The organism is Paenibacillus polymyxa (assembly GCF_001719045.1).
GTDB classification, from domain to species: domain Bacteria; phylum Bacillota; class Bacilli; order Paenibacillales; family Paenibacillaceae; genus Paenibacillus; species Paenibacillus polymyxa_B.
In genome coordinates this window covers 5,349,306-5,370,102 of sequence record NZ_CP015423.1, presented here as the reverse complement: position 1 = coordinate 5,370,102, position 20,797 = coordinate 5,349,306, and the positions used below count along the sequence as shown (strand labels likewise).

At 53.1% G+C, this 20,797-nt stretch carries 1 protein-coding gene (running past one end of the window); it reads right to left on the bottom strand.

Annotated elements, in window-relative coordinates:
• Positions 1-123 precede the first annotated feature (123 nt).
• Positions 124-20,797, bottom strand: partial view of a non-ribosomal peptide synthase/polyketide synthase gene (locus AOU00_RS24095; protein ID WP_069291848.1) — the final stretch only. It continues 21,455 nt past the right edge of the window; only the last 20,674 of its 42,129 coding nucleotides appear in the window; the start codon falls outside the window, past its right edge; its stop codon occupies positions 124-126.

Genomic DNA, 20,797 nt, shown 5'->3' with positions numbered 1-20,797 from the left:
TTCCCCCGGTTGGATGGTGCGTTGTTACGTACATGAGCGTTGTGTCAGAAAAAGAATACTTTGCAGGCAAGGGCAGTCGGACAAGCCGCCGCCCTCTGCACACGCAAAGTGAATTCATTGCATTTAGAAAACAAAGTCGATGGAATCCGGCGAGAAGCCTTCCGGTTGCTCGTCCGAGTTCACCTGAATATCGCTTAACAGCAAATCTGGATTGATCCCAACCTGGGACAGGATCGCTATCAAATCTCTGGTTAACCTCTCAATAGCGTCGGCTCCAAACAGCTTCGTGCAATATTCAAAGGAACCCTTGATTTCCCCGTCTTCATCACTCATAGACAAGGTCAAATCGAATTTGGAGATGCTGTGCTCCTGAACATATGCACTGAAGGACAGCGTTTCAAGCTGCGCTTCCGGCGACTCCGTATTTTGCAGTACAAACATAGTGTCAAATAATGGGTTACGGCTTGCATCCCGTGCTACATCCAGCTTTTCCACCAACTCTTCCAGTGGATAATCCTGATGCTCGAAGGCTTGCAGCGTACGATCTCTGGCTTCTAGCAAGTAGCTGTGGAACGTTTGGTTGCCCCTCGGCTGATGCCGGATGGCTAGCGTATTCACGAACATTCCGATCAGTGGCTCCAGCTCAGGCAACAAGCGTCCTGCTACCGGCGTACCGATGATCAAATCGTCCTGACCGCTGTATTTGGACAGCAGAACGGTGTAGGCGCTTAATAGCACCATGTACAGCGTGCTTCCGGTCTGTGCCGCAATTCGGTGCAGTTGCTCGGATACATTTGCGTCCACTGTAAATTCATACATCGCACCCTCGAAGCTGCGAACAGCAGGTCTAGGATAAGCAATTGGCAAATCCAGTACCGGCAATTCTCCGGCTAAATGCTCCAGCCAGAAGTGTTCCCGGCGTTGGTATGATTCACGTTGCATCTCCTGCTGCTGCCATATTGCATAGTCCTTGTACTGAATTTGCAGCGGCTTTAATTCCTGCCCTTCGTACAGTTGTACCAGCTCCTGCACGATATTGTTAGACGATACACCGTCTGAAATAATATGGTGCATGTCGTACATCAGGAGATGGCGCTCTGGTCCAGTTTGAATAAGACGGACACGCAGCAGTGGCGCCTGGCGAAGATCAAAGCTGCGCACAAAGGACTCGATATAGGCTTCGGCTTCGAACTCCCTGGCCTGCAAGTGCTCTACTGCAAACTCCACTTGATCGTAAATCCGCTGAACGACCTCGCCTTCCACCATTTCAAAGGAAGTCCGCAGCGTTTCATGGCGGGCTATTAACTGACGGAACGCATCCTCCAGCCGATCGGCCTGAAGCGGCCCCTCCACGGTTAATACACCCGGCATATTGTAGCTGAGATCCCCACCTTCCAGATGGCTCAAAATGTACAGTCGTTTTTGAGCCGAGGAAACCGGGTAGTACGCCTGTTGCGCCGCCGCAGGGATCACCGTATAGGTGTCTGTACCGTGCGTAGCTATGAGCTGGGCTTGCTGCTCAATCGTAAAGTGTTGGAACACCTCACGCAGCGTAATCCGGCTGTCCAGTTCCTGATGGATTTTGGCCACCAGCGTCGTTGCCCGCAGGGAGTGCCCACCCACGTCAAAGAATGAGTCGGTGACTCCTACGCTGGACAGTTTCAAGACATCCTGCCAGATTTGGGCTAGTTTGGCTTCCAGCGGCGTCCGCGGTGCAACGTACTCCAGGCTTCCTTCGAGACGTGCTTCCGGCGCCGGCAACGCCTTGCGGTCGATTTTCCCGTTCGGTGTCAGCGGGAAACGATCCAGTTGTACCACATACGTCGGGATCATGTAATCCGGCAGCTTCGGCTGCAGTGCATTGCGCAGCTCCGGCAAACTCAGGGACTCTGAAGCTATGATGTAGGCACACAGGTCCTTGTGTCCGTCTTCGTTTTCCCATGCTGTGACCACGGCTTTCTGAATGCCATCCACGGTCAGCAGCTGTGCTTCAACCTCGCCCAGCTCGATCCGGTACCCCCGGATTTTCACCTGGTGGTCGATCCGGCCCAAATACTCAATGCTGCCGTCTGGCAACCACCGGGCCAGGTCGCCCGTCCGGTACATCCGGTTTGCGTGAGTGCTGTCCGCTTGGTCGGCTGCTGCCGCATCAGCGAACGGATTCAGGACGAACTTCTCTGCCGTCAGCTCCGGCAGGTTCAGGTATCCTCGTCCGACACCTGCACCTCCGATATAAAGCTCACCTGCAATCCCGATCGGCACCAGCTGTTGCTGGCTGTTCAGGATGTACACGGACTGGTTCGCTATCGGCGTTCCGATGGATATCGTATGCTCCCCTTTTTCCAGCAGTGCGTTCAGGGACTCTACATCTTCAATCGTATAAGCAGTCGCATCTACCGTGGTTTCGGTCGGACCATACACGTTGGTAATCACCGGACGATACCCGGACCACTTGTGCAGGAACACATTTACCAGCTGCACGGATAATGCTTCGCCACCGATCAGGTAATGCTTCACCTCCGGCGCTTCCGTCACATTGACGCTTTCGTTCAAAATATGCAGATGCGCAGGTGTGCCGTCCGACAGATCAATCCGGTGCGTGCGGTAGTAGGCGATCAAATGCTCTCCGCTCAGACTGACGTCACGGGACACCACGTGCAGGGTGTGGCCTAACAGCAGGCTGGCAAAGATTTGCTTCACTGAAGCGTCAAATACAAATGCCGACAGCCATGCGACATGAAGCGGCTGTTCATAACGGCTGTATACTCGCTCCAATAAAGCATCTACCAGATTGCTAACACTGCCCTGCTCGATCATGACCCCTTTCGGCTGGCCGGTGGTACCTGACGTGTAAATCATATAGGCCAGGTTATGCGGGCGGGCGACAGGGATTAGATTGCTCGCATCCTGTGCTCCCAGTTGAGCTTGAACGTCCTCGTCATCCAAGACTACAGCTCGAACTGTGGATGGCAAGCTGAGCGACAGGTTGGCAACTCTGCTTGTAATCACGACCTTGGCCCCACTGTCTTGGAGCATGTAGTCGATGCGCTCCTGTGGATACATCGTATCCATCGGCACATACGCGCCTCCAGCCTTAAGTACCCCCAGAATGCTCACCAGAATATCCGCAGAACGTTCCAGCAATACGCCAACCGGTTGATCTGCTTCGACCCCTTCCGCTCGTAACACACGAGCCAATTGGTTCGCACGCTCATTCAGCTCAGTGTAGGTCAGTGCGGTGGCCCCAGACACAACTGCTATCCGCTCAGGGTTGCGCTTCGCTTGCTCTTCAAAGCGTTCGCTGAGCGAACGGCCTTGTAATGCTCCAAGCCGGCTGTGCGCATTCGGATCATTGAACACCTTCAGAATCTGCTCGGTTTCTTCTACCGTAATCAACTCCAGCTCACCCAGCTTCGCATCCGGGTTCGCCGCCACGGCTTCGGCCAAGCGAACAAAGTGACGCGTCATCCGTTCTACCGTTTCGCGCTCGTACAACGCAGTTGCATACTGCAATCCGAACTGGATACCTGCCTCTTCCTCTCTGGCTTCCAGCGTCAAATCAAACTTCGCTGGCGTTTGTTCCAAACCGTATGGACGGAAGCTCAGATCTGCCAGTTGCAGTTCGCCTTCTTCGGTGGTTTGTAGGGTAAACATCGTATCGAACAGCGGATGGCGGCTCATATCCCGCTTCACATTTAGCTTTTCCACCAGTTCCTCAAATGGGTAGTCCTGATGTTCATAGGCTTGCAGAGCACAAACTTTCACTTCTTCCACGTAGCTGCGGAAGGTATGTTCCGCTGTCGGATAGTTTCGCAATGCCAACGTACCGACGAACATCCCGAGGATCGGTTCCAAATCTGCATGCGGTCGTCCTGCAATCGGTGTGCCGACTACGATGTCCTCTTGCCCGCTGTATTGGTGTAAGAGCGCGGTGTACGCTGCCAGCAGCACCATATACAGCGTCGAGCCTGTGTGCGCCGCCAGTTCCTTCAGGCGTTCGCTAGCTTCGCGCTCCAGCCCGAACACCACCGTATCGCCTGCCGTACTTCGTACCGACGGACGGGCAAAGTCTGTCGGTAGATCCAGTACAGGCAGTTCACCCCGGAAGGTGTCGAGCCAGTACGTTTCCTGACGTTGCATCCACTCTTGATGGGCTTTGCTTTGCTGCCATACCGCATAATCCTTGTACTGTATTCGCAATGGCGAAAGCTCTTCACCGTCGTATAAGCGGACAAATTCATCGGTCAGTACTCCCATGGACACACCATCCGAGACGATATGGTGCATATCGAGCATGAGCAAATGCTGCGGTTCCTGCTCGGTTCCTTGTACACCCAAATCTACCAAGCCTACCCGCAGCAGCGGAGCGGCTTGCAGATCGAACGGACGTACAAACTGCTGCACCCGTTCTTGTGCTTCCTGGCTGACCATCGTATCCGCAGTCGCACCCTCTACCTGTACCTTCGTATACTCCACCTCGAACGGCACGGTGTCCTCAATCCATTGCACCGGCTCACTGTCCACCAGTGCAAAGTGGGTACGCAAGGTCGCATGACGGGCGATTAATTGACGGAACGTGTCTTCTACCCGTTTCACATCCAGCGGTCCGCTCACTTGCAGCACCAACGGCATGTTGTAGTTCACATCATTCGGGTCGAACTGATGCAGCACATACAGTCGTTTTTGCGCCGAAGATAATGGGTAAAAGTTGCGTTCTTCCGTTACCGGAATGGACGCATACGCCACTTGATCCAGACCTTCCATGACCGTTGCCAGTTGTTCAATCGTTGGCGCTTCAAAAATACTGCGCAGTGGAAGCGGCTTGTTCAGCTCCTTGTGAATTTTCGAGGCCAGCGTCGTCGCCCGCAGCGAGTGTCCGCCAATCTCGAAGAAGTTTTCCTTCACACCGACCTGCGCCAGACCCAGCACATCCTGCCAAATTTGCGCCAGCTTCACTTCCACCCACGTCCGCGGTGCGACATAATCGGCTCCGCTTTGCAGGTTGCCTTCCGGTGTTGGCAGTGCCTTGCGGTCGATTTTACCATTCGGTGTCAACGGCATCTGCTTCAGCTGTACCAAATACGAAGGCACCATGTAGTTTGGAAGCTCCTCGCCCAGTAAGCTGCGCAGCTCACCAGCGCTTACTTCCCGTTCAGCAACATAGTACGCCACCAGTTGGTTTTGCCCCTGTTCGTCCGCTTGTGCCAGTACGATGACCTCTTGTACGTCCTCCACCTTCAAAATTTGTGCCTCGACCTCGCCCAGCTCGATCCGATAGCCCCGGATTTTCACCTGATGGTCGATCCGGCCCAAATATTCGATGTTGCCGTCTGGCATCCATCTCGCCAAGTCACCCGTACGGTACATTCGTTCGTAGCCGGCTTCACCAGCCGCAAACGGATTTGGTATAAATTTCTCAGCCGTCAGCTCTGGGCGATCCAGATAACCACGGGCCAGACCCGGACCGGACACGCACAGTTCACCCGCTACGCCTACCGGAGCCAAATGTCCATGCACATCCACCATGTACACCCGATGATTCGGCACAGGGCGTCCGATGGAAATCAGTTGTCCGGCTCTCTCATCCTCGGATACCGGCCAGATGGACGTCGCAACTGAATTTTCAGTTGGACCGTAGCCGTTGTAGTACGCCACCTGATCCTTCCACTTGTATACCAATTCGGTTGAAGATGCTGAACCCGCCGTAAACAGAATACGCAGGCTTGGCATCCGTTCTGGCTCCAGATACACCGCATAGGTCGGCGGCAAAGCTGCTACCGTGATTTGGTGATCCGCCATATATTGCTCAAACCGCTCGTAGTTCAAAATCGTCTCTGTCGTTGGTACATACAACGTGGCTCCGCAGAACAACGCTTGGAAGATTTCCCAGCAAGCTGCATCAAACGAATAGCTGGCGAACAGCAACGCATGATCCGACGTACGGATCTTGAGCGTCTGATCAAAATACGTTTTCAAATTGCACAGCCCGTGATGCTCCACCATAACGCCCTTCGGCTGCCCCGTCGTACCCGACGTATAAATGACATAGACCAGATCGTTCGGACCAGACAACGATTCCAGATTGGAACTATCCTCGTGATACACACCCTGTGACCCATTCAGCACCAGCACATTACCATCGAAAGCCACTTTATCCACCAGATGGTTTTGCGTTAATAGCAGCTTCGCACCCGAGTCGTCCAGCATGTAGCGAATACGCTCCTCTGGATACGTCGGATCGATGGGGACATATGCACCCCCGGCTTTCAAAATGCCTAAGATGCCCACGATCATGTCCACCGAACGCTCGGTCATCAGACCCACCAGTCGATCCTTTGTCACGCCTTGACTACGCAAGGTGCGCGCCAGACGATTCGCACGTGCATTCAGCTCGCGATAGGTCAGCTGCTCTCCTTCGAAGAACAACGCTGGCTGTTCCGGTGTCTGCGCCGTTTGTGTCTCGAACAAGCCATGGATCGTTTGCCCGCTTGGATACTCAGCAGCTGTATTTCCCCATACGCTGAGAATTTGCTCGCGCTCCTGCTCACTTACCATATCCAGCTCATGCACCCGAATGTCCGGCTTCGCCACCACCTGCTCCAACAGCTGTATCAGATGGCCCTGAGTCCGTTCAACGGCTTCCCGATCATATAACTTCGCATTGTATTCAAATCGGATTTTCATCGCTTCCTGCGGCATAACAACCAGATTGAAATCATAGTTGGTTTGTTCAATCATGCCGGCATTGCGAATTTCAAAATCCGACTCTGCACCTTCGCCAAGTTGCTCGACCTGCTCCTCCACCGGATAGTTTTCAAACACGATAATGTGGTTGATCAGATCTTGCTTTTGCTCGCTCAAGGCTTGAATTTCATATAGCGGATACGTTTCATAATCTTGGGAAGTCAGCGCCTGCTGCTGATTCGTTCTGATCATGTCAGCAAAGGTGTCCTCAGCCCCACTGCGGATACGTATTGGAATGGTGTTAATGAACAAGCCCACCATATTTTCGATCCCCGTAATATCAGCCGGACGACCAGACACTACACCGCCAAAAACAGCGTCGTCACTACCGTTGTACTTTTGGAGCAGCAATCCCCAAGCTGTTTGCAGCAATGTATTCGGGGTCACGTGGTGCTGCTTGGCCACCATTTCCATACGTCCGGTCAAGTCCTTGCCGAGATCGCACAGGATATGTTCAAATTGTGCACCGTCCGCTTTCACGCCTACTTTTCCGGTCGGAATCGAAGTTTGCTGATCATAGCCGAGCAAATAATCCTTCCAGTAGGAAGCTGCCGCTTCTACATCCTGTGCTTCAAGCCACTCAATATACTGACTGTATGGAGTCACGGGGGCAAGCTTCGGCTGTCTATGCTCCACGGCTGCAAAATAAGCCTCAAACACCTCATCCGTGACTAACGCCACACACCAGCCATCCATCAAGATGTGATGAGAGCTCCACACAAAATAATAATCCTCATCACCTGTTCGTAAAATCGCCACGCGCATCAACGCATCCCGGGATAAATCGAATCCGGCTGCCTTGTCCTTGCGAATAAATTCCTTCACATACGCGTCACGCTCCTGCTCATTCAGATGACGCAAATCTTCACATCTAAAACCAACATCCTTGCGGCGGAAAATGACCTGCACAGGCTCATCCTGCCAACCACTGATGAAATTAGCTCTAAATATCTCATGCCGCTGCGCCAAATGATTCAAGCTATCTTGGAAAATATCCGCTTGGAAGCGTCCGTGCAAATCAAAGGTCGTTTGTTCAAAATAAGCACCTGACGCTGCATCCATCAGACTATGGAACAACATGCCTTTTTGCATCGGCGTCAGCGCATAGACATTTTCCAGTTCCCCCATGTCACGAGTCCGTTCTACCAATTGATCCAGCTCGGCCATGGTTACATGTTTCAGCATGACATCGCTTGGCGTCAGCTCCTGCTGTTTGCGGCTTGTGCAATGCGTAATGATTTCCTGCAAACTGATTCTAAACTCTTCAGCTAGCTGCTCCATCGTTTCACGACGATATTCCTGCTTGCTGTAGCTGATCGTCAATTGCAGTTCGCCTTCCGAAATCAGTCCGTTCATATCCAGCGTGTGCGATCTGGCTGCATGGGCGCTAAGCTCTGCACCGCTAGCGTAAGGAGATACGCCAATGGACTGATTTTGCATATCTTGGTCAAATTGTCCCAAATAGTTAAAGCTGATTTCAGGTTCGGTTACAAAACGCTCTTGCTCACGTGCTGCGGACAGGTATCTCAACATACCGTAGCCAATGCCCTTTTGCGGAATGCGGCGTAGTCCTTCTTTCACATGTTTGATGCGCTGTGAAAGGTCTTGCCCCACGCTCATATCCAGCACAACCGGGAATTGGGTCGTAAACCAGCCCACGGTGCGCGTAATATCCAGTTCTGGCAAAATGGATTCCCGTCCATGGCCTTCCAGGCTCACGAGCACTCGTTCCAGGCCCGCCCAGCGATGAATCGTCAGTCCCAATGCGGTAAGCAGCAAATCATTCATCTCCGTGTTGTAGGCACGATGCGCCTGTTTTAACAGCTGCTCCGTTTCCTGAGCTGTCCACGTAACTGTAATGTTCTCGCTGTCCCTATTCAAGGAATGAGAAGGGGACTCGTCTTTTGGAAGCGGCTGATATACGCCTTGTTCCATTTCCTGCCAGAATGCGAGTTCTGCTGCCATAGCCGGACTGTTCGCATATTGAGACTGCCCATCCGCCCAGGTGCGGAACGAATCCGTTTTGTGCGGAAGACGAGCCGCTTGTCCGTTCAATGCCTGCTCATAGGCTGTTGTAATATCCTCGAACAAAATGCGCCAAGATACGGTATCCACCACTAAGTGATGAATAGCCATCAGCAAATGATCTCCATCTGGGCAATGGAACAGCCCCAGCTTCACCAGCGGTCCTTCGCTTAAATGAATACCCGCCTGAATTTCATTCACTTTGGCCTCGATCGCCGCAGATACCTCAGACTCATTTCTGAAGTCGGCCCGATCCAGCGTATACAGCTCGCCCTCCCCAACCGCGCGGTTCCAAGCTTCATAACCGTGCTCTGTAGGACGGAAAATGATACGCAGTGCATCGTGATGGCTAACGATTTGATCCATCGCCGTGCGCAGGGCCGGTTCATCAAAACCATCCTTGCTATGCAGCATGATGGACTGGTTATGATGATGAGCATCCGTCAGGTTCTGCTCAAAGAACCATTGTTGCACCGGTGTCAGTTTCACAGCGCCCACCACTTCGCTCTGATCCGCCAATCGGGTCACCGATTGGACTTTCAGTGCCAAGGCAGACACGGTTGGATGACTGAACAGGTCTTTCATCTCCAGTCGATAACCTGCTTGCAGCAATCGGGAGGATACTTGCAAGGCCTTGATCGAATCGCCCCCCAGCTCGAAGAAGTTATCCTGCGTGCCTACCGCTTCCACGCCGAGTACTCCGGCCCATACCGCAGCCAGTACTTGCTCCACCGTGGTACGCGGTGCCACATAGGCTGCACCGGTATGGATGCTTCCTTCCGGTTCCGGCAAGGCCTTGCGGTCGATTTTTCCATTGTGGGTCAGTGGCAAGGTCTCCAGACGCATCAAGCGTGCAGGTACCATATGTGCTGGCAGTCCTGCTTCCAGCTCGGCCTGTACCTCCTCGATCCGCAGCTCAGCTTCTCCCGTGATGTATCCGCACAAATACTTGTGTCCACGCTCATCCGTCCGGTCGATGACTACCGCTTGACGCACGCCCGGCACCCGCTGGATCGCCGTTTCAATCTCGCCCAGCTCGATCCGGTAGCCCCGGATTTTCACTTGATAATCCATCCGGCCGATAAAGTCCACATTGCCATCCAGCATCCACCGCGCCAAGTCGCCTGTGCGGTACAGTCGTTCACCTGGCACGAACGGATTGGCCACGAATTTCTCGGCGGTCAGGTCCGCACGATTCAGGTAGCCTCGTGCTACCCCGGCACCGCCAATGCACAGCTCGCCCAGTACGCCGATCGGCACCGGATTCAACTGGCTGTCCACAATGTAGAAGCGGGCGTTCAGCCACGCCTGGCCAATCGGCACATTGCCGCTGCTTGGCAGCTTCGACAATTCTTCGTCGTAGAAGCTGGAGTCAATCGCCGCTTCCGTGACGCCGTAACTGTTCATAATGCGGATATCCGCGCCAAACCGTTCTTGTAACAAACGATAATCCGTCACACTGCAGCTATCCGAGCTGGTGATCAGCAGTTCCAGACTGCTCATGTCTAGCCCCTGTTCATGCACATGCTGCATAAACGGCACGATCAGGGCCGGGGTCGATTCGAACACCGTAATCTGATAGTCGCGAATCCAGCCATATAGACGGCTTGGATCAATGCGATCATCTTTCGGACAGATAACCATCGTTCCGCCGTTATAAAGCGCCCGTGCGATATCCCCGACGAACACGTCGAAGGAGAAGCTCGCCAGTTGCAACAACCGTACCGGGAACTGGTTCAGACGGTAATCCCGACGGTATGCCGCAGCCGTATTCACCAAACTGCGATGCTCAATCATGACGCCCTTCGGACGTCCCGTTGTACCGGAGGTGTAGATCACATACGCTAGATCCTGCGGTTCGTTGATGTGATTGACGTCTGTGGTATCCCCGGTGTACAACGACTCATCGTCCAACGCCAGTACGGTATGCAGACGCAAACCCGCTGCGGATTCGGATGTAGTTTTGCTTTCATCCAGCCATACCTGTGCACGCTCCTGTAAGCCGATTTGGGTCAACAGTACCGTCGCACCGCTATCCTCCAGCATGAAACGAATGCGTTCGGACGGATAGTCTGCATCCAGCGGCACATACGCGCCTCCAGCTTTCCACACCGCCAATACGCCGACCAGCATGTCTACCGAACGTTCACTCAAAATGCCGACCATCGACTCGCGTCCAATGCCTTCATTTCGCAGTCTACGGGCCAATTGGTTCGCACGCTCGTTCAGTGTGCGGTACGTAAGCTGCTGCTCTTCGTACACCACCGCCACGTGATCCGGTATAAGCTGCGCCTGTTCTTCCACATAGGTATGGAACAAAGCTCCTGCTTCAACAGCAGCAACATCCGATACTCCCACATCTCCAAAACCGTAGATGATTTGTGCCTTCTCCTCGACGGTCACCATATCCAAAGCTGCCAGTGGCTGCTGTGGATGCAGGGTAATTGCACGTACGAGTTCGGTAAAATGCTGTGCCAATCGCGCGATGGTCTCAGGCTTGTACAGCGCCGTGCTGTATTCCAGACTGCACAGAATGCCTTCCGGCTGCTCCACTGCATCCAAGGTCAGATCAAATTTGGCCGTGTGATTGTCCGTCGGATACGTTTTAAAGGTCAGACCCTCCAGCTCGAACTCCTGCTGTTCAAATGTTTTCAGCTCAAACATCGTGTCAAACAGCGCATTCCGGCTCGTATCCCGCGTTAAATTCAGCTTTTCAACCAGTTCTTCAAAAGGATACTCCTGATGCTCATAAGCACTGAGCGCATGCTCTTTGACCTCTTGCAAGTAATCCAGGAACGTTTTGTCGCCAGCCGGATAATTGCGGATCGCCAGCGTGTTGAGGAATACGCCTACCAAGCCCTCCAGTTCCGCATGTGGTCTTCCGGCAATCGGCGTGCCGACGATGATGTCCTCCTGCCCCGAATATTTATGCAAGAGCGTGCTATATGCTGCCAGCAACACCATGTACAAGGTGGAGCCGGTTTGTGCGGCCAGCTGTTTCAACTGCTCGCTGTCCTCCAAGCTGATCGCAAATTCCAATCGAGCTCCTTCCAGACGCTGTACGGCTGGTCTTGCAAAATCCGTTGGCATATCCAGTGCTGGAATGTCACCAGCCATCGTGTTCAGCCAGTAGCTTTCCTGCTCACGAAGACGTTCACTTTGCATATCGGCATGCTGCCAAACCGCATAGTCCTTGTACTGGATGCGCAGAGGCGGCAGTTCCTTGCCTTCATACAATTGAGAGAACTCCTGCACGATAATTCCTTCAGTCACGCCATCCGAAATAATATGGTGCATGTCATAGAGCATGACATGACGCTCCGGTCCGGTTTCCACCAACTGAACCCGCAGCAACGGTGCTTGTGCGAGATCAAATGCACGTACAAAGTCCTGTGCGTACTGCTGGGTCTCTTCTTCGCTTGCCTGCACATGCTCCACATTGAATGCAACGCCCGATTCAATCCGTTGAATCACCTCGCCATCCACCATGTCGAATCTAGTTCGCAGGGCTTCATGACGGGCAATCAGCTGACGGAAGGCTTGCTCCAGTCGCGTTTTATCCAAGGAACCTTCAATGATCAAAGCGCCTGGCATATTGTAGCTAACCTCTCCGCCTTCCAGGTGACTCAGCACGTACATCCGTTTTTGCGCCGAGGAAACCGGATAATATGCACGTTCCTCCGCAACAGGGATGGATACATACGTTTGCTGTGTCTGATCTTCTCCCATCACCTGTACCAGTTGCTCAATCGTCGGATATTGGAAAATATCTCGCAGCGCCAGCTTGTAATTCAACTCCTGATGGATTTTCGCCATCAGTGTTGTCGCGCGCAGAGAATGTCCTCCGACTTCAAAGAAATGGTCCTTAATACCGATCTGCGGATGATTCAGAACACTTTGCCAAATACGTACCAACTGCTCTTCCAGCGGTGTCCGCGGTGCCACGTACGCTGTGCCTCCTTCGAGGCGCGCTTCCGGCGTAGGCAACGCTTTGCGGTCAATTTTCCCGTTTGGTGTCAGCGGGAAATGATCCAGTTGTACGACATATGTCGGGATCATATAACCCGGCAACTTGGGCTGCAGCAGGTTGCGCAGCTCGGGCAAATTTAGCGTTTCAGAGGCTACGACATACGCACACAAATCCTTGTCTCCGTCTTCGTTTTCCCAGGCGGTGACGATGGCTTTCTGAATGCCGTCCACGGTCAGCAGCTGTGCTTCCACCTCGCCCAGTTCAATCCGGAAGCCCCGGATTTTGACCTGATCATCCATCCGGCCGATAAAGTCCACATTGCCATCTGGCATCCACCGCGCCAAATCGCCTGTGCGGTACAATCGTTCACCCGGTATATACGGATTCGCTACGAATTTCTCGGCGGTCAGGTCTGCACGGTTCAGGTAGCCTCGTGCCACCCCGGCTCCGCCAATGCACAGCTCACCCAGTACGCCGATCGGCACCGGATTCAGCTGGCTGTCCACGATGTAGAAGCGTGCGTTCAGCCACGCCTGGCCAATCGGCACATTGCCGCTGCTTGGCAGCTTCGACAGCTCTTCGTCATAGAAGCTGGAGTCAATCGCCGCTTCCGTGACGCCGTAACTGTTCATAATGCGGATATCTGCGCCAAACCGTTCTTGCAGCACCCGGTAATCCGTCACACTGCAGCTATCCGAGCTGGTGATCAGCAGTTCCAGACTGCTCATGTCCAGTCCCTGTTCATGCACATGCTGCATAAACGGTACGATCAGGGCCGGAGTCGATTCGAATACGGTAATCTGGTAATCGCGAATCCAGTCATACAAACGGCTAAAATCAATCCGGTCATCTTTCGGACAAATGACCATCGTGCCACCGTTATAGAGCGTCCTTGCGATATCCCCGACGAAGACGTCGAAGGAGAAGCTCGCCAGCTGCAGCAGTCGTACCGGGAACTCGTTCAGACGGTAATCCCGACGATACGCCGCAGCCGTATTCACCAAGCTGTGATGCTCAATCATGACCCCTTTCGGACGTCCTGTTGTACCGGACGTGTAAATGACATACGCCAGATCCTGCGGTTCGTTAATCGGCTCGATATCGGTGGTGTCTCCGATGTACAGCGACTCATCGTCCAGCGCCAGCATCGTATTCAAGCACAGTCCAGTTGCTTGTTCCAATGAGGCATTGCTTTCCTCCAGCCAGACCTGCGCGCGCTCCTGCAAGCCGATTTGCGTCAGCAGCACCGTCGCACCGCTGTCCTCCAGCATGAAACGAATACGTTCGGACGGATAGTCTGCATCCAGCGGCACGTACGCACCGCCGGCCTTCCACACCGCCAGTACGCCGATCAACATATCCACCGAGCGTTCACTCAAAATGCCAACAATCGACTCGCGTCCAACGCCTTCGTTCCGCAATCTCCGCGCCAATTGGTTCGCGCGCTCGTTCAGTTTCCGGTACGTAAGCTGCTGCTCCTCGTACACCACCGCCACATGATCCGGTACAAGCTGCGCCTGTTCTTCCACAAAGGTATGGAATAAGGCTCCTGCTTCAGCAGCAACATCCGATACCCCCACATCTCCAAATCCATGAATGATTTGTGCTTTTTCCTCGGCAGGTACCATATCCAAAGCTGCCAGTGGCTGTTGTGGATGCAGTGTAATTGCACGTACGAGTTCGGTAAAATGCTGCGCCAATCGCGCAATCGTCTCAGGCTTATATAGCGCCGTGCTGTATTCCAGACGGCACAGAATGCCTTCTGGCTGCTCTATTGCATCCAAGCTCAGATCAAATTTGGCCGTATGATTTTCCAGCGGATACGAATGTAAGGTCAGACCTTCTAGCTGCAACTCCTGCTGCTCCAATGTTTTCAACTCAAACATCGTGTCAAACAGCGCATTCCGGCTCGTATCCCGCGTCAAATTCAGCTTTTCAACCAGCTCTTCAAAAGGATAGTCCTGATGCTCATAAGCACTGAGCGCATGCTCCTTCACCTCTTGCAGATAATCCAGGAACGATTGGTCGCCAGACGGATAATTGCGGATTGCCAGCGTATTGATGAAGACACCTATCAGACTCTCCAGTTCCGCATGCGGTCTTCCAGCAATCGGCGTGCCCACTACGATATCTTCTTGACCTGTGTATTTATGCAAGAGCGTAGTGTACGCCGCCAGCAGCACCATATACAAGGTTGAACCTGTTTGCGAAGCCAGTTCTTTCAGGCGTTCGCTAACTTCACGCTCCAGTCCGAATTCGATCGTATCCCCTGCCGTACTCTGTACCGCCGGACGGACAAAGTCGGTTGCCAGATCCAGCACAGGCACGCCGCCCCGGAAGGTACCCAGCCAGTACGCTTCCTGACGCTGCATCCACTCCTGATGGGCTTCGCTTTGCTGCCATACCGCATAGTCTTTGTACTGAATACGCAATGGTAATAGCTTTTCACCGCCATACAAGCGGACAAATTCATCGGTCAGTACCTCCATCGACACACCATCCGAAACGATATGGTGCATGTCGAGCATCAGCAGATGCTGTGGTTCTTGCTCTGCTCCTTGTATGTCCAAGTTCACCAAGCCTACCCGCAGCAGCGGTGCAGCTTTCAGATCAAACGGACGGACAAACTGTCGGACCCGTTCTTGTGCTTCCTGGCTGACCGTCGTGTACGTAGCTGTATCCAAATCTGTAGCTGTGTCTTGATCTGTATCCGTAATTGCACTTTCTGCCTGTACCTTCGTATATTCCACTTTGAACGGCACGGTGTCCTCAACCCATTGCATCGGCTCATTGTCCACTAGCTCAAAGCGGGTACGCAAGGTTGCATGGCGATCGATCAGTTGACGGAACACGTCTTCTACTCGTTTTACGTCCAGCGGACCGCTCACTTGCAGCACCGACGGCATGTTGTAGTTCACATCACTTGGATCAAACTGATGCAGTACATACAGTCGTTTTTGCGCCGAAGATAACGGGTAGAAGCTGCGTTCTTCCGTTACCGGAATGGACGCATAGGTTACTTGATCCAGCTGTTCCAGTACGACTGCCAGTTGTTCAATGGTTGGTGCTTCAAAAATACTGCGTAGTGGAAGCGGCTTGTTCAGCTCCTTGTGAATCTTCGAGGCCAGTGTCGTCGCCCGCAGCGAATGTCCGCCAATCTCGAAGAAGTTTTCCTTCACGCCGACCTGCGTGAGACCCAGCACATCCTGCCAAATGTGAGCCAGCTTCACTTCCACCCACGTCCGCGGTGCGACATAATCGGCTCCGGTTTGCAGGCTGCCTTCCGGTGCTGGCAGGGCTTTGCGGTCGATTTTACCGTTCGGTGTCAGCGGCATCTGCTCCAGCTGTACAAAGTACGATGGCACCATGTAGCTTGGCAGTTCTTGGCCCAGCTCACTTCTCAGCTCACTGGCACCCATTTCTTGCCCGGCGACATAGTAGGCCACCATTTGTTTTTGTCCCGTTTCATCCGCACGCGCCAGCACCACGGCTTCCCGTACCGACTCCACTTGGAGCAGCTGCGATTCGACCTCGCCCAGCTCAATCCGGTACCCCCGGATTTTCACCTGATGGTCGATCCGGCCCAGATATTCAATGTTCCCGTCCGGCATCCACCTCGCCAAATCGCCTGTGCGATACATCCGTTCATAGCCGGCTTCCCCGCCAGCAAACGGGTCTTTCACAAATTTCTCGGCCGTTAGCTCCGGACGGTTCAGATAGCCGCGGGCTACGCCGACACCACCGATGCACAGTTCCCCTGCAACCCCAATCGGCTGCAATTGCTCCGTGCCTTCCTTCACGATGTACAGACGAATATTCTGAATCGGTTTCCCGATCGGAATAACCGAATAGGTTTCATTAAGCTCGCAATCGAAGTACGATACGTCCACCGTCGCTTCGGTCGGGCCGTAGAGATTGACCAGCTTCGCTCCGGCCAGGCTCGACACAAGCCGTTGGAACCGGGCCACATGCTGTGGCGGCAATGCTTCACCACTGGCAAACACATGTCGCAACGTTGCCAGCTTCGTTTGCATCACTTCCCGTGGCTGCTGCTCCACGTACTCCAGGAACGCATGCAGCATGGCGGGTACAAAGTGCATCGTGCTCACGCCATCGCGGGCAATCGTGTCGACGATGTCTTCCGGGTTCTTTTCCCCGCCAACCGACAGCAGGCTCACCTTCGAGCCGACCAGCGACCACCAGAACAGCTCCCACACTGACACGTCGAAGGTGAAGGCGGTCTTTTGCAGGATCGTATCTTCCGCACTCAAGCCGTATCGATCATGCATCCACAAAATCCGGTTCAGCACGGAATGGTGCTCCACCATCACGCCCTTCGGTTTCCCCGTGGAGCCAGAGGTATAGATGACATAGGCTACATGGTGTGGTCCAGCCAGTGGCTCCAAATTCGAGCCATCTTCGTGGTAAATGCCTTGTCCATCCTGCTCATGACGATCCAGCACCAACACCTGGCCGTCGAAACTCAATGACGCTTGCTCGGCCAGATGCGACTGCGTCAGCACCAGCTTCGCTTCCGAGTCCTCCAGCATAAAGCGGATACGGTCCGCCGGATATTCCGGATCAATGGGCACGTAGGCTCCGCCTGCTTTGAGGATCGCATAAATGCCTACGATCATGTCCAGCGAGCGTTGGACCAGAATGCCTACAGGCTGATCCGGCTGAACACCTTCCGCACGCAGCGTCCGAGCCAAACGGTTCGCGCGCTCATTCAACTCCGCGTAGGTCAACGATTCCGCTCCGCACAACATTGCCACCTGATCCGGTGTATTCGCGGCCTGCTGCTCAAACAATGCACTTAACGTCTGATCCTGCGGATAGGCTGCCGCCGTATCCCCCCAGACCTGAACGATTTGTGTCTGTTCTTCTGGTGTCACCAATTCCAGCTCATTCACACAGATATGTGGATTGTCGATAATTTGCTCGATAACATGCAGTACATGTCCCTGCATACGCTCTATCGTGGTCCGATCGTATACATTGGCGTTATATCTGAACATGATGCGGAAGGTTTCGTCTGGCATCACAATCAAGTCCAGATCATAATTCGTTTGCTCGACAACCTCTACATTCGTAATTTCAAAAGCGGACGGACGAACTTCACTAAGCTGCTCAACTTGCTCCTCTACCGGATAATTCTCAAATACCATAATGTGGTTAATCAAGTTCTGTTTCTGCTCGGTCAATGCCTGAATTTCATACAGCGGGAAGCTGTCATAGGCTCCCGAGGCCAGTGCCTGTTCCTGCGTTTTCCGCATCACTTCCACAAAAGTGGCATTCCGTTCACTTTGAATCCGCACCGGGATCGTATTAATGAACAAACCAATCATATGCTCTACGCCAGCAATATCCGTCGGACGTCCAGATACGACACTACCGAAAATAACATCCTCGTTGTTGTTATATTTCTGCAAAATAAGGCCCCACACGCTCTGCATCAGCGTATTAATCGTGACCTGTTGCTGCTTCGCGATCCGGTGTATGGCTTCGCTCCACGCTGGGTCCAGATCTACCGTTATTTTTTCAGAAACATACTCGCTGGTTTCACGTGCTGTAGTGGATACCGTATCCGTATTAGTCGCTTGGTTTTTCGATAAAGTATCCGATCCAGGTAACAACGTCTGCTGTTCAAAGCCCGCCAAATAGCTGCTCCAGTACTCTTTTTCCGCACGTTCATCCTGACGCTCTAGCCATTCGATATATTGGCCATACGGTGTAATCGCTGCAAGCTCCGGTTGCTTCTGCTCCAGTAGCGCAAAGTACGTACCAAACACTTCACCCGTAACGAGCGATAAGCACCAGCCATCCATGACTATGTGATGGAAGCTCCATACCAAATGATACGTTTCTTCATGGGTTTGCAATACCTGTACGCGCATGAGTGCATCCGTACCAAGATTAAAGCCTCTAGCCTGGTCCTCTTGCTTAAACGCCTGGATATATGCCTGTTGCTCCGCTTCCTGCATTTCCCGTATATCCTGGAAGGAAAGGTCGCTATCTTTGTGACGGAATACGATCTGCAATGGCTCCTGACTGTGCCCTGTCTCAAACATATGGAAATTCGTTCGCAGCGCTTCATGACGCTGTGTCAGTACATCCAGACTCTTGCGGAAAATTTCAACATCAAAGCTGCCTTTTTGATCAAACGACGCTTGCTGGAAGTAGGCGCCTGACTCCGGCTCCATCAGATTATGGAACAGCATCCCCTTCTGCATAGGCGAAAGAGCATATACATTCTCCAGCTCGCCTACAGAAGCTGTTTGCTCTGTCAATTGTTCCAGCTGCCCAAGCGTCAAGCCTTTGAACAATACATCACTTGGTGTTAGCTCACTCCGCTCTTTGGAGGCACAATGAGCGATCACTTCCTGCAGGCTTTCCTGCAGCAACTGCGCAAATTTTTCTACATTTTGCTGATGATATACCTTACTGTCATAGCGAATGTCCAGTGTCAGCGCGCCCGCTGTAATCATTCCGTTCACATTCAAAGGATGCTCCAGTACGGTATGGTCACTCATCGGCTCTCCACCTGGATGTGAAGACAGCGTGATATCCCCATTTTCCAAGTCCTGATCAAATTGTCCTAAATAGTTAAAGCTAATTTCAGGCTGCAGGGTCCAGGAAGGATGGGCATCATGCTGAGACATATATTTTAAAATGCCGTAGCCAATACCCTTATGCGGCACATGGCGCAGGTCTTCCTTCACCCGCTTGATTCGCTGCCCGACTGCTGCCTTTCCGTCCACATCCAGCAGCACCGGATACTGACTCGTAAACCAGCCCACGGTACGGGTGATGTCGATATCTGGAACAATGGCTTCCCGGCCATGTCCCTCCAGATTGACCAGCACACGCTCCTGACCGCTCCAGTTATATACCGCTGTGCCGAGTGCGGTTAACAACAGATCATTGACCTCGGTGTGGTACGCACGGTGTACTTCTTGAAGCAACATCCGTGTTTCCTGCTCGCTCCAAGCCACAGACACAGTCTCACTGTCTCTGATCAGAAAATGCTGCCCTTCCGCTCTTTCTTGATCCTTAGGCAACGATGCAATTTCTATTTGGGCAAGACGCTGCCAATATTCGCGTTCATTTTCGATCGCCGGACTATTCGCATATTGTGATAAGCGCTCTGCCCAAGCAGAGAAAGCGTCCGTTTTATAAGGCAGGCGAATCGCTTCTCCCCGCACGGCCTGCTCATATCCCGTGGCAAAATCCTCAAACACAATCCGCCATGAAATCCCGTCTACGACCAAATGGTGAATCGCAATCAGTAGATGATCCCCATCCATGCAGCGGAAAAGTCCCAGCTTCACCAGCGGTCCTTCGTCCAGACGAATGGAACTTTGGATGGCATTGGCTTTCATTTCAATGGCTGATGCAACATCTGTAATGTTTTGCACATCCGTCAGATCAACAACGTCCAGACGATACAGCTTGCCTTCGTTCAGACCGCGATTCCATGCTTCATAGCCCTGTTCGGTCTGACGGAAGATCATACGTAGCGCATCATGATGCTCCGTTACCTTGGCCACCGTTTGATGCAATGCGGCTTCATCGAAGCCTTGCGCCCTATACAGCATCACCGACTGGTTGAAATAATGTGGCTCTGCTGAGGATTGTCCAAAGAACCATTGCTGAATCGGGGTCAATCTAACTGCCCCCGAAACCACCCGCTGATCGGCTGTGCGGCTGACCTTGTGAACATGACCGCTCAGCAGCGAGATGGAAGGATATTGGAACAAATCCTTCATGTCCAGCTTGTAGCCCGCTTGCAGCAAACGGGAGGATACCTGGATCGCTTTGATCGAATCGCCGCCCAGATCAAAGAAATTATCCAAAATCCCGACTCTCTTCGTTCCTAGTACAGCCTGCCAAATGGACACTAACGTCTGCTCCAGCGCTGTGCGCGGCTCTACATAATCCGCTCCGCTTTGCAGGCTGCCTTCTGGTGCCGGCAGGGCCTTGCGGTCGATTTTACCGTTCGGTGTCAGTGGCATCTGCTCCAGCTGGATGAAATACGAAGGCACCATGTAGTTTGGT